Here is a 14,118-nt window from a genome sequence, read left to right as displayed (position 1 = left end):
GGCAGCGCGGCTGTCTCACCCCGCGTTCTCGTCCTGGTCCACCAGCCCCGCGCGCACGCGGTTGCGATTGCTAAACTAGCGCGAATGATTGCTCGCACTATCGCTGAAGAACTGGGGCTGAAGCCCAGGCAGGTAGAAGCCACCATCGCGCTTTTAGATGAAGGCAATACCGTGCCCTTTATCGCCCGCTATCGCAAAGAGGTGACCGAGGGGCTCGACGATTCTCAGCTGCGCCTGCTCGCCGAGCGGCTGAGCTATCTGCGGGAGCTTGCCGAGCGCAAAGAGACCGTGCTCGCAGCCATCGCGGAGCAGGGGAAACTCACCGAGGCGCTGCGGGCCCAGATCGAGGCCGTGGACACCAAGGCGCGCCTAGAGGATCTCTATCTTCCCTATAAGAAGCGCCGCACCACCAAGGCGGACAAGGCGCGGGCCGCCGGAATCGAGCCGCTTCTCGACGCTATTCTGGCCGCGCCCACCCAGCCGATCGATACCAGCGCTTATGCCAGCGCGGACTATCCCGGGGAAAAGGAGATCCTCGACGGTGCCCGCGCCATCCTCATCGACCGCTGCGCCCTCAACGCCGATCTGGTGGGCGAGGTGCGCGAGCGCGTCTTTCGCCAGGGCGTGATGAGCGCCAGCGTCGTGGAGGGCGCGGCAGGCGAGGGCGCGAAATACAAGGACTACTTCGACTTCTCCGAGCCGCTGAGCAGCCTGCCGAGCCACCGCATCCTAGCGTTGCTGCGCGGGGAGAAGGAGGGCGTTCTCAATCTCACGATCGAGGCGGGCGAGGATGCCGACTATGAGGCCATGGTGGCCGCCGCCATGGATATCCCGGTGGCCCACAATGCGTGGCTGAAGCAGGCGGTGCGTTTCGCCTGGCGCACGAAGCTCTATGTCTCGGCCTCGCTGGATGCGCGCATGCGGCTGAAGGAGGTCGCCGAAAAGGGCGCCTTGGAGGTCTTTTCCACTAATCTGCGCGATGTGCTGCTCGCCGCTCCGGCCGGGCAGCGGGCCACGCTCGGGATGGATCCGGGCTACCGCAATGGCGTGAAAGTGGCGGTGGTCTCGGCGACCGGTGCGGTGCTCGCCACCACGATCGTCTACCCGCACCAGCCGCAGAACCGCTGGGACGCCGCCCGCGCCGAGCTAGCTGGGCTGTGCGCCGAGCATGGGGTGGAGCTGATTGCGGTGGGCAATGGCACCGCCTCCCGCGAAAGCGACAAGCTGGCCCACGAGATCGCCGACATGATCGCCGCGGCGGGCGGAACGCGCCCCATCCCGGTGGTGGTCTCTGAATCGGGTGCCTCGGTATATTCCGCCTCCGAATTAGCAGCCGCAGAATTTCCGGAGATGGATGTCTCGCTGCGCGGGGCGGTCTCGATCGCCCGCCGGCTGCAGGACCCGCTGGCCGAGTTGGTGAAGATCGACCCGAAATCCATCGGCGTGGGGCAATACCAGCATGATGTGAACCAGGTGGCGCTGGCCCGCAGCCTCGATGGGGTCGTGGAGGCCGCGGTGAATGCCGTGGGCGTGGATGTTAATACCGCCTCGGTGCCGCTACTGGAGCGCGTCGCCGGGATCTCCTCGACGGTGGCGCAGAATATCGTGCACTATCGCGACCAAGAGGGCGCTTTCCGCTCGCGGGCGCAGTTGAAGAAGGTGCCGCGGCTCGGCCCCAAGGCCTTCGAACAGGCCGCGGGTTTTCTCCGTATCCACGGGGCCAAAGATCCCCTTGATGCCTCCGCCGTGCACCCCGAGGCCTATTCCGTGGCGCGCCGCATGGCCGAGTCCACGGGCTTGAGCGTCGGCGAGCTCATCGGCAATAGCCGCGTGCTCTCCCGCCTGGCACCCGCCGATTTCGCGGATGATCGCTTCGGTGTGCCCACGGTGAGCGATATCCTCGCCGAGTTGGACAAGCCCGGCCGCGATCCCCGTCCCGAGTTCGCCACCGCCCGCTTCAAGGAGGGCGTGGAAAAAATCAGCGATCTCACTCCCGGCATGGTTCTCGAGGGCACGGTGACCAACGTGGCGGCCTTTGGTGCCTTCGTGGATGTGGGCGTCCACCAGGACGGCCTGGTCCACGTCTCGGCGATGGCCGATCGTTATGTCTCCGACCCGCACGAGGTGGTGCGCTCCGGACAGGTGGTGCGGGTGAAGGTGCTGGATGTCGATGTAGACCGCAAGCGCATCTCACTGTCCTTGCGGCTTGACGACGACGCCTCGCAGCCAGCCACCCCAGCTGCAGGTGGATCTGGGTCTGCCGCGAAGCCCCGGCGGCGCTCTGGTGGCAAGCGGGGCGGTGGGCAGCGCCGCTCCACCGGTTCCGCGCAGCGCCGCAGCGACCACGGCTCCATGGCCGAGGCGCTCAAACGCGCCGGGTTCTAGGCGAAGCGGGCCGCACGCAGCCCTAGAGGACGGTGTCCGCCCAGCTGGCCAGGCCCTCAAACGAGGAGGAGGCCTGGGCGTGGCGGCGCTGCGGGATCCGTCCCGCGGCGCGGGCATGGGCGCCCGCCTGCACGGCGAGTTTCATCGCGGTGGCCATGGCCACCGGATCCTGGGCGCGGTTGACCGCCGAGGCCAAGAGCACCCCCGCGCAGCCCAGTTCCATGGCGCGGGCGGCATCCGAGGCCGTGCCCACCCCCGCATCGAGCAGCACCGGCACCTGGGCGCGGGAGCAGATCAGCTCGAGATTGTGCTCATTGACAATGCCCAGTCCCGTGCCGATCGGGGAGCCCAGCGGCATCACGGCATGCACCCCCACATCCTCTAAGCGTTGGGCCACCACCGGATCGTCCGAGGTATAGGCCATCACCGTGAAGTCATCGAGCACCAACTGCTCACAGGCATCGAGGGTTTCCACCACATCGGGCAGCAGGGTGTGCTCATCGGCGATCACCTCCACCTTGATCAGATCCGTGCCCAGGGCCTCCCGGGCGAGGCGTGCGGTGAGCACGGCATCACGGGCGGTGCGACACCCGGCCGTATTGGGCAAGGTGGCGATCCCCAGTCGGGAAAGCAGCTCGAAAATGGACTCCCCACTGGTGTTGGTGCGCCCAGCGTGGCGTCGCATAGCCACCGTGGTCACCTGCGTGCCGGAGGCGAGAAGCGCCTGCTCCAGTATGTCCTGGGAGGTGGCCCCGCCGGTGCCCATGATCAGGTGGGAGGAAAACTCGTGTGGGCCAATACGCAGCATAAAAACTAGCCTCCTTGGGCGGCGGTGAGGATATCAATGGTGTGATCGGCGGAGAGCGTATGCTCGGCCCACTCCGCGGCCGGCACCACGGTGGCGTCCACGGCCACGGCGATGCCCGCGGTCTCTGCGGAGCCGGTGTGCTGCCGCACTACCTCGGCCACGGTGATCGGGGAGGAGAAGCGCTGGGGCGAATCATTGATGGTCAGGGTGAACATAGGGGTGGATGTACTCCTCACAACGTGCTGGGTCGTTCGTGCCGATAAGGATTGCAGTGCTCGAGATCCTGTGGCTCGCCGCCTTCCACGAGCTCGACCGTGCGGCGCGCCGCCCAGGAGCTGAGCAAAATACCGTGCCGGAAATAGCCGGTAGAGACGATGAGATTTCCCATGCGGGCGCGGCCCAGATAGGGCAGATCATCCGGCGAGCCGGGCCGGGCGCCGGTGGCTGCCTCGATAAGCTCGCATTCCTCCAGTCCGGGCATGATGCGGATGGCGTCGCGAAGCAAATCATAGACCGCCCCCACCTTGGGCTCTTGCAGATGATCCTCGCGGGTGCTCGCGCCAATAGCGATGGTCTGATCCACGGCGCGCGGAATGATGTAGACGGGGCGATCCTCCACGAAGCCGCGTATCACCTTGGTGCACAACGGCTGCAGGTGAGCAGGCACACGCACCCGCAGAATATCGCCGTAGACCGGGCGCAGCTGCACCGGATTGTCCCAGCCGGTGATTTCCCCCACGCCCAGCCCGGCGGCAAGAATCACCTGCTCGTTTTCCTCTACCGCATAGGTGGCGGCGCTGGTGTGCAAAGCCTGCACGCGCTCCGCGGCATCGAGATGCGTCACCGCCTCGGAATGAAGCTCCACCCCGAGCGTGCGACAGGCATCAAGCAGGGCGCGGGCGCAGACGCGAGGATAGATCTGAAAATCCCCAGGGATGCTCACCGCGCCCGTCAGGCGCGGACTCAGCGCCGGCTCCTCGCTGCGGGCCTGGCGGGTAGTGATGCGGGTGGCGCGCATCTCGAAGGCGTGTTGATAGAGCGCGAGCTCTTCCACATGCTGGCCATCGGCGTGATCGGCGGCCACCACTAGGGTGCCGGCATCATCGAATCCCAGCGGTAGCTCGGTGTGCGCGGAAAGCTCCGCCACGAGCTCCGGCCAATACCGGGCCGCATCCTTCATGAGCGGAAAGAGAGCCTCTTGGCGGTACTGCACCTCCGCCACCGGGGCCAGCATCCCGCCCGCATAATGGGTGGCCCCCGAGGCGGGGGAGGGATCGAAAAGCCGCACCTGATGGCCGCGGCGCGCAAGACTAAAAGCGGTGCTCAGGCCCACAATGCCGGCGCCAATGATCGTCACCTTAGACATGGCTCAACCCCTGCAGCACCTGCTGCACGGCCGCGCCGGGATCGGGAGCATGGTGCAGGGCGCGCACCAGCGCGACGCCGGCCACCCCGGTGGCGCCAAGATCGGCGGCATCGCTGGGCTGGACATCGCCGATGGCCACCACGGGCAGGGTGGAGAGCTCTACCAGCTCCGGATAGCCCGCTAGACCAATGGGGGCGCGACCGGAATCCTTGGTGGGGCTGGGCCGAAAAGGCCCGCAGCCGATGTAATCAATCACCTCGGCCACCTCATTCGCGGCGGCGACGAGCTCGCGGGTGCCGGTGGTCAGCCCGATGATGGCGTCGGGGCCAAGCAGGGCGCGGGCGGCGCGGACGGGGATATCGGCTTGGCCGAGGTGCACTCCCGCGATCGGCGCGCCCGCGGCACGGGCCGCCAGGGCCACATCAACGCGGTCATCGACGAGCGTGCGCGTTGTCGGTGCCACCTCGTGCACAGCGTGGGCCACGGCGCAGGAAAGATGAAAGAGATCGCGGGCAGAAATAGGCTTCGAGCGCACTTGCACGACGCCCGCGCCGGCGCGAGCGCAGCGCACCGCCGTGTCCACGACCCGCACGGGATCGTCGGCGGCGGTGACCAGATAACAGCGATAATCAACGGTGTCGCCCATAGGCATGCTTCCTTCGTCGGTGCTAACCACAGCAGGTTCTAGCGGTGTGTTCTCAGCCTCTCGCCACTGCGGCGACGAGGCACCCGCGCATGGGGATTAGTGTACGCGCTCTAGTCGCTCGCGTTGCTCGTTTCGCTCAGCCGAGCGTTGATCTCTGCGGCGATCTCTGCGGCCTGCCCCTCGGGTACCACGATGGTCGCGCGCTGCTGCTGCAGCTGCACGCGCACCGCATTGCCGGGGCCGAGGATAACGTAGAGGTCGGAGCCATTCTGGTTGATTCCATAGCCGCCACAATCCCAGAAGCCGACGTGGTCGATAGTCTCGACCTGCTGTATCTCCGAGTAGGGAAACACCATGAGTTCGGGGGAGCGGAGGATCAGGGCGGCGTCGTCAAGCTCGATGCGCGTGCGGCTGCCGAGATACGCGGTGGTGATGATGATCCCGAGGACGAAGATCATGGTGGCGGGGGAGATGAGCACCAGCAGCAGGGACGGCAGCAAGAGGAGGAGTGTTCCCCAGGGGATGCGGCGGGTGGGGTCTTCCCAGACACGGGGCGCAGACTCGACGTGCAGCGCCGCGATTGTCTGGCGGCGCACCCAGCCGTGGAGTAGTGCTGCGAGAAACACCGAGAGCAGCATCGTGATCACACCCGGCAGCCACGCCGTGTGCACCGTCGCGAGCTCTGTCTCATCGAGACCGCGTTGGGGCAGCAGGACATCGAGGAGCAGCGCCAGCATAAAACCAGAGGACAGCACCGCCGCCCCGCCGAGGCCGCATACCCGTCGCCGGACCGCTAGTCCGCCCAAGAGCAGGGCGAGGGGGCCGAAGAGCCCCGCCAGAATAAGAATCAGCGACAGTGGAGAACCAAAGTTATTGGGCGGGCCGGTCAGGCCCCAGTGTGTGGCGATGGTCGCGGGAAGCTCGGGCAGCAGCGCGAGCAGAACCCACGCCAGCCCCGGCAGCATAATTGCCAGCGGCAGCAGCAGATAGGCGATCAGGAACGGTCTACGGGGCAGCTGGGACCTCATGCCATAGAAGTATAGGAGCAAAGGGGGCTGGCGGGCGCGCCACGCATGGAGAATACGCTGTGTCGATCATTTGTTATTGCTGGCTGAGCATGGCATAATCTCGAAAGTTGTCTGCCTCATTGATGGCAGCTTCTGTCACTGTCTCGGATACGAACCAGCCGAGCGCCCCGGCACGTGGGGAAAAGCCGCTAGGTTCCTCTATTCAGCACAAGATTCAAAGGATTGTTTCATGAACATTCTCGACAAGGTAGATGCAGCATCGCTGCGCGACGATATCCCGACTTTCCGTCCCGGTGACACCGTGGACGTGCACGTGAAGATCATCGAGGGCGGCAACCAGCGCGTCCAGGTCTTCCGTGGCGTTGTGATCCGTCGCCAGGGCGGTGGCATCCGCGAGACCTTCACCGTCCGCAAGGTGTCCTTCGGCATCGGTGTGGAGCGTACCTTCCCGGTGCACTCCCCGAACATTGATCACATCGACGTGATCACCCGCGGTAAGGTCCGCCGTGCGAAGCTCTACTACCTGCGCAACCTGCGCGGTAAGGCTGCCAAGATCAAGGAGCGCCGCTAGTACTAGCGCGTCGCCTCTGACACCGGCCGTCGTCCCCCTTCGTGGTGGGCGGCGGCCGGTCTGTTTTTATCCCAGTGCCCGCAGCAGAAGGCAGCGCGGAGCAGGCCATGGGGCGGGTGCGGACTGCATTTTTTGGCTCTGCGCAGCGCCGGATTGTGGTGGCTAGGGCTGTCGCGTCCGGCTGCTAGTATTTATCCCTATGACTGAGCGCCCCGATCACGAGCTAGACGCGACCCCTTCCGACTCGCCGACGCCTCCGGCTGCGTCGAAGGATGCCGCAGCCGGCAGTTCCGCTCACTCGGATCAGCCTCAGCCCCAACACGGCGAGGACACCGCAGCAGCCACAGCCGCCGAGGACACCACCGCGGCGGACACGGCTGCCGCGGAGGACGCGGAGGATGAGGAAGACGATGGCGGCAAGCCGTGGTACATCGAGATTCCTCTCGTCATCGCCGTGACCCTGGTGATCGTCTTCGTGCTCCAGACCTTCGTGGGCCGGGTGTATCTCATTCCCTCGGCGTCGATGGAGCCCACCCTGCACGGCTGCCCCGAGTGCACGGGGGACCGCATCGTGGTGGACAAGCTCACCTATGACTTCACCAAGCCCGAACAGGGCGATGTGGTGGTGTTTAAGGGCCCGGAGTCCTGGAACCAGAACTTCGTGTCCTCCCGCTCGTCGAATACCCTCATCCGCGGCCTGCAGAATATCGGTGCGTTTGTGGGCGTGGTCGCCCCAGATGAGAATGACATGGTCAAGCGCATCGTTGCCACCGGTGGACAGACCGTGTCCTGCCAAGAAGGCGATCCCGGCGTGATGGTCGACGGCACGAAGGTGGATGATCCCTATGTGCTTGATCCCCCGACCTATCCGGTGGATAGCGCCAATGGCTCCGATGCCTGCGGTGGCGCCTACTTCGGCCCCGTCGAAGTACCGGAGGGGCACTACTTCATGATGGGCGATAACCGCACCAACTCGGCCGACTCCCGCTATCACCTCGGCGATCAGCACCAGGGCACGGTGCCCGAGGAGAACATCATCGGCAAGGTGCGCTTCATCATCCTGCCACTGTCCCGCATCGGCGGCGTCGACTAGCCCACCGCCCCACAGCAGCGTGCGGAAAAAGAAATACCTGCGCACCTACGAGGCAGAGCTCACCGCAGCCGGCCTTGGTCCAGTCGCAGGCGTTGACGAAGCGGGGAGGGGAGCCTGCGCCGGCCCGATCACCATCGCTGCGTGCGTGCTCCCCGATCGGCCCCTGCGCCCCTTAGCGGAGGTCACCGATTCCAAGAAACTCACCCCGGCCGCCCGCGCCCAGCTAGCGCCGCTGATTAAACAGCACGCCCTGGCGTGGTCAGTGATCCACATTTCCGCCGCCGATATCGATGCCCGCGGCCTGCAGCATGCCAATATTTCCGGGATGCGGCGCGCCATCTACGCCCTCGATATCGCCCCTGGATTTGTGCTTATCGACGGCTACCGCGTGCCCGGGCTCGCCCGGCCCAGCTTGCGCGTGATCAGCGGCGACGCCGCGGCGCGCTGCATCGCGGCGGCCAGCGTATTGGCCAAGCATGAACGAGACACCCTCATGCTCGAGCTCGATGAGCGCTATCCCGGCTATGGACTGGCCGGGCATAAGGGCTATGGCACGAAACTCCACATGGATGCGGTGCGCCTCAAAGGACCCAGCCCAGTTCATCGCTATAGTTACAGAAACATTCAGGAAGCTTGTAGCACGTGGAAGGAAACGCGATGAGCGCCGAAGAGCTGGAAAACTACGAAGCAGAAGTAGAGCTGAGCCTCTACCGCGAATACCGCGATGTGGTGAGCCAGTTCTCCTATGTAGTGGAAACCGAACGCCGCTTCTACCTCGCCAATGCCGTGGAGCTGATCCCGCACACCGAGGGCGCCGAGGTCTACTACGAGGTGCGCATGTCCGATGCGTGGGTGTGGGATATGTACCGCTCCGCTCGTTTCGTGCGCTTCGTGCGCGTTATCACCTTCAAGGACGTCAATATCGAAGAGCTGGATAAGCCAGAGATGATGATGATCGATTAACAGCTGAGCCGCCGCCGTGCTCATAGCCTCGGCGGCCGCGAGTAGTACTGCCCTCTGTGGATAGCGAACCCCGCTATCCACAGATTTTTTCTTATCTTTCTTCTTTTTCTGCCAGGTGCTCGATCGGGAATCAGACTAGGGGCGCATCCTCGCAACAACGAGGCGATGCCTTGACCTGTGCCCCTGATATCTACACCTGAAGGCAGAATTCGATGACACTAGCTACGTCCAGCGACGGCTCCTTACACCCACACCAGCGCCCGCCGCGGCCCGCCCCGGCCTCCTCCACACACAACGCGCGGATCGGCCGCACCGGAGAAGAGCACGCCGCACGTCTCTATGAATCCACCGGTGCCCGCGTGGTGGCCCGTAACGTGCGCTACCGATGCGGCGAGATCGATCTGATCGTGGAAGATCTCGACGGCACCATCGTGTTTGTGGAGGTCAAAACCCGCACCAGTACTCACTACGGTGGGGCGGAGGCCGTAACCGCCCGCAAACTACACCGCATGCAGCGCGCGGCGCTGCGCTGGCTTGAGCGCAAACCCTATACCCCGATCCGCTTCGATGTCGTGCTCATCAGCCCCGCGGGCGTGGAATTGTTCAGCGGGGTGGACCATGGCGCTCGCTAAGACGATCTCCGCCGCCCTCGATGGCGTCACGGCTTTTAGCGTGACGGTGGAAGCCCACATTGGCCCCGGCCTGCCGCGCACAGACATAGTCGGTCTAGGCGATGCGGCCATTAACGAGGCCCGCGACCGCATCCGCACCGCCGTGAAAAATAGCGATCTGCCATGGCCCAAGACACGGATTATCGTGAATCTCTCACCGGCGAATGTGCGCAAGTCCGGCGCCCAATGCGATCTCGCCCTCGCCATGGCGATACTGGGAGCGCGCACTGCCACGCCACTGGAACACACCATGTTCCTCGGCGAGCTCGGCCTCGATGGCCAGCTCAAACCCTGCCGCGGCATCCTTCCCATGCTGCGCGCAGCCGCCGAGGTAGGAGTGAAAACGGTGGTGATTCCCCGCGCCCACGCACGGGAGGCCGAACTCATCGATACCCCCACGGTGCTAGTGGCCGATACCCTCCGCGAGGTCTATGACTGGATCACTGGTAGCGGCGGGCTCGAGCGGATAAGCCCCACCGAGCACACCGCACAGCCGAGCCGCTCCGCGGTCGATCTTGCGGATATCGCCGGCCAAAAGGAAGCGAAACACGCCGTGGAGGTGGCCGCCGCTGGGGGACACCACCTTTTTCTCGTGGGGCCGGCCGGCTCCGGCAAATCCATGCTTGCCGCAGCGCTGCCCTCGATCCTGCCGCCCTTGAGCCGGCACCAACAGATTGAGACCACGGCCGCGCACTCTGTCTCCACCCACGGCTGCGAGGACATCATCACCCAGCCGCCGCTGATCGCCCCGCACCACAGCATCAGTAGCGCGGGATTGATCGGCGGTGGCTCCGGCAAGGTCAAACTTGGTGCCATCTCCTTAAGCCATAACGGCGTGCTCTTTCTCGATGAGGCCAATGCGATCGCCCCATCCGTGCTGGATAGCCTCCGCCTGCCGCTGGAAAATGGCGCCGTGGTGCTCAACCGCAGCGACAAGGTCGTCACCCTGCCCGCCAGGTTCCAGCTCGTCCTTGCCGCTAACCCCTGCGCCTGCGGGGCGGATAGCGATTCCGCGTGTACCTGCAGCGGTGCCGCCCGCGCCCGGTATCTGAACAATATTTCCGGCCCCATCCGCGATCGCATCGACGTGATCGCCCGCACCCACCGGGTGGGCGGGGTGCTCAGCGATAACAATTCCGAAAGTTCCGATATCGTGCGCCAGCGCGTCGCCGCCGCGCGGGAGATCGCGGCCCGGCGCTGGGCCCCGGTGAACCCGCACGGGTGCACAAATGCTGTGATTCCCGCGCCGCTGCTGCGACGACACTATGCCGCGGATGAAGAAGCCATGGCCTATGTGGGGGCCTTTTTGAGTGCGGGGGAGATCTCCCAACGCGGGGTGGATAAGGCCCTGCGGCTGGCGTGGACGCTCCGAGACCTCGACGAGGCCAGACACGGAGCCGCCGCGCGGCCCACCCTCGACCACATGGCCCGCGCCCTAGAACTGCGCACCGAGGAAGGAAAACTGCAGCGATGACAAACTCCGAACGCCTCCACGCCTGGGTGTATCTCAACTACGTTCTCGAAGGCCCCTCTCGGCCCCTGCACGCGCTGCTCACAGCAGGGCACAGCCCAGAAAAAATAGCGGCCGGCATTCGCCACGGGGAGCAGTGGGTGGGTGAGCTTTCCCGCAGCACCGAGCGGCGCGCACACTTTTGTGAAGAACACGCACTACTGCGGCAGGCTGAGCAGCTGCAGACCCGCTTTATCTGCCCCGATGATCCGGAGTGGCCCCGGGAACAACTCGATCGCGCCTTCGGCTTCGCCGCCTCCGGCACCTCGGAGCATCTGCGAAGCTATGCGGCCGATGCTGTCGCACCCCATGGCCTATGGGTGCGCGGCGGCGATCTCTCTGCGGCGGTGGCACGCTCGGTGGCGATCGTCGGTACCCGCGCCATGAGCTCCTATGGGCAGCGCGCGAGTGAAGAGATCAGCCGCCAGTTAGCCGAGCAACACTGGACCATCATTTCCGGCGCCGCGCTGGGGGTAGACACCGCCGCTCATACCGCGGCCCTCGACGCTGGGGGATGCACCGTCGCCGTCGGCGCCCACGGGGCGGGACGCTGCTATCCGGCGAAAAATAAGGCTCTGCTCGAGCGCATCGTGCACTCCGGTGGCTGCTGGGTGAGTGAATACCCGCCGCTGACCCCGCCGGCGCGGCATCGCTTCCTCACCCGCAATCGGCTGGTGGCAGCGCTGAGCGCGGGCACTGTGGTGGTCGAAGCCGGCTGGCGCTCCGGCGCGCTGAATACACTCGCTTGGGCACAGGGGCTCGGGGCAGTAGCCATGGCGGTGCCCGGCCCCATCACCGGGGCCGGCTCCCTTGGCTGCCATGACAAGATCAAGCGCGGCGATGCGCAATTGGTTGTCAGTGCGGCCGACATCATGGGGCTGGTGGGCAGGATCGGGGAGGTCGATGTGGATGGGCAGTGCGAACTGGACTTTCCCAGCGACCCGATCCAGCAACTTAGCCGCAATGAACTCAAGGTCTATGACAGCCTTCCTTGCCGTAGCGATCAGAGCCGCACGGCAGCCCAGGTGGCGGAGAGTGCTGGGCTCAGTGTGGCGCTGACAGTGCATCTTTTAGTGGAGTTGCAGCGCCGCGGACTCGCCCATAGAGACGGCGTGAACTGGGCAAAGAGGATTTCCGGAAAAATAAAATAAAAAAGTTTTAGCCAAGGGGTTGCGCATTAGGTATGCCTTAACTTACGATACAAGGGCAGCCTAAGTTAGAAGTTAGCGGGTTCGGGCTGACTCCCGCTAATAGCTAAGCTGTGCACTATGGGTGAACATCAGCGCTCAGCGGAGACGTCGAATACTCCTGTCGCGACGTCTCCGCTGGCGTGTTCTCATACTATGACTCCAGCATTCACTGTCGCTCTTGACGACTACTGCGATCACCTTTCCTATGTCGGTGATCGATCTCCCGCCACCGTCCGTGGCTATCGCTCCGATCTTGTGGGCTATCTTTCTCGACTACGCACGTGGTCAGACTTTAGTCTCAGCACCATGCGGCTATGGCTCGCCGAGGCGCTCGAGCAAGGACTCTCGCGGGCAAGCATGGCCCGCCGCACCGCCGCACTGCGCTCCTTTTCTACCTGGGCCTACAAGGCTGGCTATATCTCGACGGATGTGGGTCATAAGCTCCACACCCCGAAACCGGGGCGTCATTTACCCACGGTCGCCAGTGTTGCCCAAGCCGAGGAGCTATTGAGCGACTTGCCCACCGACACCCCGGTGCAGCTGCGCGATAGGGCGCTGCTGGAGCTGCTCTATGCCTCCGGTATGCGCGTGGCCGAGCTGTGCGCACTCGATAGAGAGAATCTGGATATCCCGGCGGGGAAGGCCACGGTGACGGGTAAGGGCAATAAGCAGCGGGTGGTGCCTTTTGGGGCGCCCGCGCGCCGCGCGCTCCGCGAGTGGCTGGAGCGGGGTCGCCCGCAGCTCGCCCAGTCTAAGGAGACGGCACTCTTTGTGGGCGTGCGTGGCAAGCGCATCGATCAGCGCCAAGTGCGGCGCGTCGTCGAAGCGCTCACCCTGGAGGCCGGTCTGGCGCCGCTCAGTCCGCACGAGCTTAGGCACAGCGCCGCCACCCACATGCTCGATGGGGGAGCGGACTTAAGAGAAGTACAGGAACTACTGGGGCACGCCTCCCTGCAGACCACGCAGATCTATACCCACGTCTCCACGCCGCGATTGCACGAGGCCTTCCGCCACGCCCATCCCCGGGCGGACTAAGGCTGGGTCGTCCCGCGAATGGGCTTGAGCCGGATCGTAGGCCGGGAGAGAAGGCTTAAAGGATTGATGTACTCGCCATCGCGGCGTGCACCCCACTGCAGTCCCGGATAGTGGGTGGTGGGGGCGGCGAGTCTGCCGATAATCTCCCCAGCGCGCACCCGATCCCCGCGCCGTACCGTGTAGTGCACGGGCTGATAGGTGGTGCGCACTCCATCTGGATGATCGATCGAGACGGTAGGGGTGCGGGCCACCACCCCGGCGAAAGCCACCACGCCCTCATCGGCGGCCCGGACTGCCGCGCCGATATCGGCAGCTAGATCTACCCCGCGGTGACCCGGGAGCCAATTCTGGGCGGGCTTCGCAAAGGGCCGAGTCACGCGCGAGGCGTGGGCTAGGCCCGTAGTGGGGTCCACATAGGCCACGGCCACCGGTGCGGTGACAACCTGCAGCGCGATCACGGCCAGAACAACAAGAAAACGAGTCATGCTCACGAGGGTGGGGGATTCGCCCGAGAGATTCCCTCTATCGCCTCTCGAATGGGCGCGATCTGTGCATGGTGGTGCGCATGTGACGATTTCGCCGCTGAGCTGTGCACACGCATGATTGCGACAAAGAAAGACGGAATTGCTCCCACGCACATCGTGGGCTAATGTTTAGCCAGCAGTGTGTCCATCGGCTGCGTATGCACCGACGGGCCTACTGACTACGCGCGGTCGCGTGTGCCCTTGCCTTTAAAGGGTGCCGCCACAGCTGCATGGTCCCCACACCGCGAGGTGCGGGGTGCAGTGAGGCGAAAAGTGGCCGCTAGGGTGCAGGATAAAAACCTGCACAATTGACACTAACCGAATCTAG

The 14,118-nt window shown here is 64.8% G+C and carries 15 protein-coding genes and 1 riboswitch; of the genes, 9 read left to right on the top strand and 6 right to left on the bottom strand.

What is annotated here, in order from left to right; all coding sequences use genetic code 11:
* The first annotated feature begins 84 nt into the window (after nucleotides 1-84).
* Nucleotides 85-2,385 (top strand): Tex family protein, encoded by a 2,301-nt coding sequence (locus KR227_RS01895; protein ID WP_218363468.1) that lies wholly within the window; start codon nucleotides 85-87, stop codon nucleotides 2,383-2,385.
* 22 nt (nucleotides 2,386-2,407) lie between these two features.
* On the opposite strand, the gene KR227_RS01890 is transcribed toward KR227_RS01895, so the two are convergent.
* The 5 genes from KR227_RS01890 to KR227_RS01870 all read right to left on the bottom strand — a co-directional run bounded on the left by KR227_RS01890 (nucleotide 2,408) and on the right by KR227_RS01870 (nucleotide 6,233).
* Nucleotides 2,408-3,193 (bottom strand): thiazole synthase, encoded by a 786-nt coding sequence (locus tag KR227_RS01890; protein ID WP_218363467.1) that lies wholly within the window; start codon nucleotides 3,191-3,193, stop codon nucleotides 2,408-2,410.
* A 5-nt stretch (nucleotides 3,194-3,198) separates the two neighbouring features.
* A complete protein-coding gene (gene thiS / locus KR227_RS01885) occupies nucleotides 3,199-3,408 on the bottom strand; it encodes a sulfur carrier protein ThiS (protein WP_218363466.1) in 210 nt (69 codons plus the stop codon).
* Between the two features lie 17 nt (nucleotides 3,409-3,425).
* On the bottom strand, nucleotides 3,426-4,559 hold the full coding sequence (gene thiO, locus KR227_RS01880; RefSeq protein ID WP_218363465.1) for a glycine oxidase ThiO: 1,134 nt from the start codon (nucleotides 4,557-4,559) through the stop codon (nucleotides 3,426-3,428).
* The gene (locus KR227_RS01875; protein ID WP_218363464.1) at nucleotides 4,552-5,205 is read right to left on the bottom strand and encodes a thiamine phosphate synthase; all 654 of its coding nucleotides are present in this window, start codon (nucleotides 5,203-5,205) and stop codon (nucleotides 4,552-4,554) included. The genes thiO and KR227_RS01875 overlap by 8 nt, the downstream gene beginning before the upstream one ends.
* Nucleotides 5,197-5,302, bottom strand: a riboswitch (TPP riboswitch). It overlaps the preceding gene by 9 nt.
* A gap of 13 nt (nucleotides 5,303-5,315) precedes the next feature.
* Nucleotides 5,316-6,233 (bottom strand): DUF1648 domain-containing protein, encoded by a 918-nt coding sequence (locus tag KR227_RS01870; RefSeq protein WP_218363463.1) that lies wholly within the window; start codon nucleotides 6,231-6,233, stop codon nucleotides 5,316-5,318.
* A 229-nt stretch (nucleotides 6,234-6,462) separates the two neighbouring features.
* Between KR227_RS01870 and rplS the strand changes: the two genes are divergently transcribed.
* The 8 genes from rplS (at nucleotide 6,463) to KR227_RS01830 (ending at nucleotide 13,266) form a co-directional block, all read left to right on the top strand.
* A complete protein-coding gene (gene rplS / locus KR227_RS01865; RefSeq protein WP_018019112.1) occupies nucleotides 6,463-6,804 on the top strand; it encodes a 50S ribosomal protein L19 in 342 nt (113 codons plus the stop codon).
* Between the two features lie 199 nt (nucleotides 6,805-7,003).
* Entirely contained in the window at nucleotides 7,004-7,897 is an 894-nt protein-coding gene (lepB, locus tag KR227_RS01860) for a signal peptidase I (RefSeq protein WP_255549009.1), read from the top strand.
* 19 nt (nucleotides 7,898-7,916) lie between these two features.
* Entirely contained in the window at nucleotides 7,917-8,558 is a 642-nt protein-coding gene (locus tag KR227_RS01855) for a ribonuclease HII (protein WP_218363462.1), read from the top strand.
* Nucleotides 8,555-8,860 carry a DUF2469 domain-containing protein gene (locus KR227_RS01850; protein WP_151528524.1) on the top strand — a complete coding sequence of 102 codons (306 nt, stop codon included), beginning with the start codon at nucleotides 8,555-8,557 and terminating at the stop codon, nucleotides 8,858-8,860. Before KR227_RS01855 ends, KR227_RS01850 begins: the two co-directional genes overlap by 4 nt.
* A 212-nt stretch (nucleotides 8,861-9,072) precedes the next feature.
* Nucleotides 9,073-9,492 (top strand): YraN family protein, encoded by a 420-nt coding sequence (locus KR227_RS01845; RefSeq protein ID WP_218363461.1) that lies wholly within the window; start codon nucleotides 9,073-9,075, stop codon nucleotides 9,490-9,492.
* Nucleotides 9,479-11,005, top strand: a complete 1,527-nt coding sequence (locus KR227_RS01840) for a YifB family Mg chelatase-like AAA ATPase (protein ID WP_218363460.1) — start codon at nucleotides 9,479-9,481, stop codon at nucleotides 11,003-11,005. Before KR227_RS01845 ends, KR227_RS01840 begins: the two co-directional genes overlap by 14 nt.
* A complete protein-coding gene (dprA, locus tag KR227_RS01835) occupies nucleotides 11,002-12,192 on the top strand; it encodes a DNA-processing protein DprA (protein ID WP_218363459.1) in 1,191 nt (396 codons plus the stop codon). The genes KR227_RS01840 and dprA overlap by 4 nt, the downstream gene beginning before the upstream one ends.
* A gap of 192 nt (nucleotides 12,193-12,384) precedes the next feature.
* Complete coding sequence (locus tag KR227_RS01830) at nucleotides 12,385-13,266, top strand: tyrosine recombinase XerC (protein WP_218363458.1); 882 nt, start codon at nucleotides 12,385-12,387, stop codon at nucleotides 13,264-13,266.
* On the opposite strand, the gene KR227_RS01825 is transcribed toward KR227_RS01830, so the two are convergent.
* Nucleotides 13,263-13,751 (bottom strand): M23 family metallopeptidase, encoded by a 489-nt coding sequence (locus KR227_RS01825; protein ID WP_218363457.1) that lies wholly within the window; start codon nucleotides 13,749-13,751, stop codon nucleotides 13,263-13,265. The two genes, KR227_RS01830 and KR227_RS01825, sit on opposite strands and share 4 nt — an antisense overlap.
* Nucleotides 13,752-14,118 lie beyond the last annotated feature (367 nt).

It is taken from the genome of Corynebacterium sp. TAE3-ERU30, assembly GCF_019209925.1.
Lineage (GTDB): Bacteria > Actinomycetota > Actinomycetes > Mycobacteriales > Mycobacteriaceae > Corynebacterium > Corynebacterium megadyptis.
Note: the sequence above shows the minus strand (reverse complement) of the source record. Positions and strands in the feature narration are given on the sequence as shown.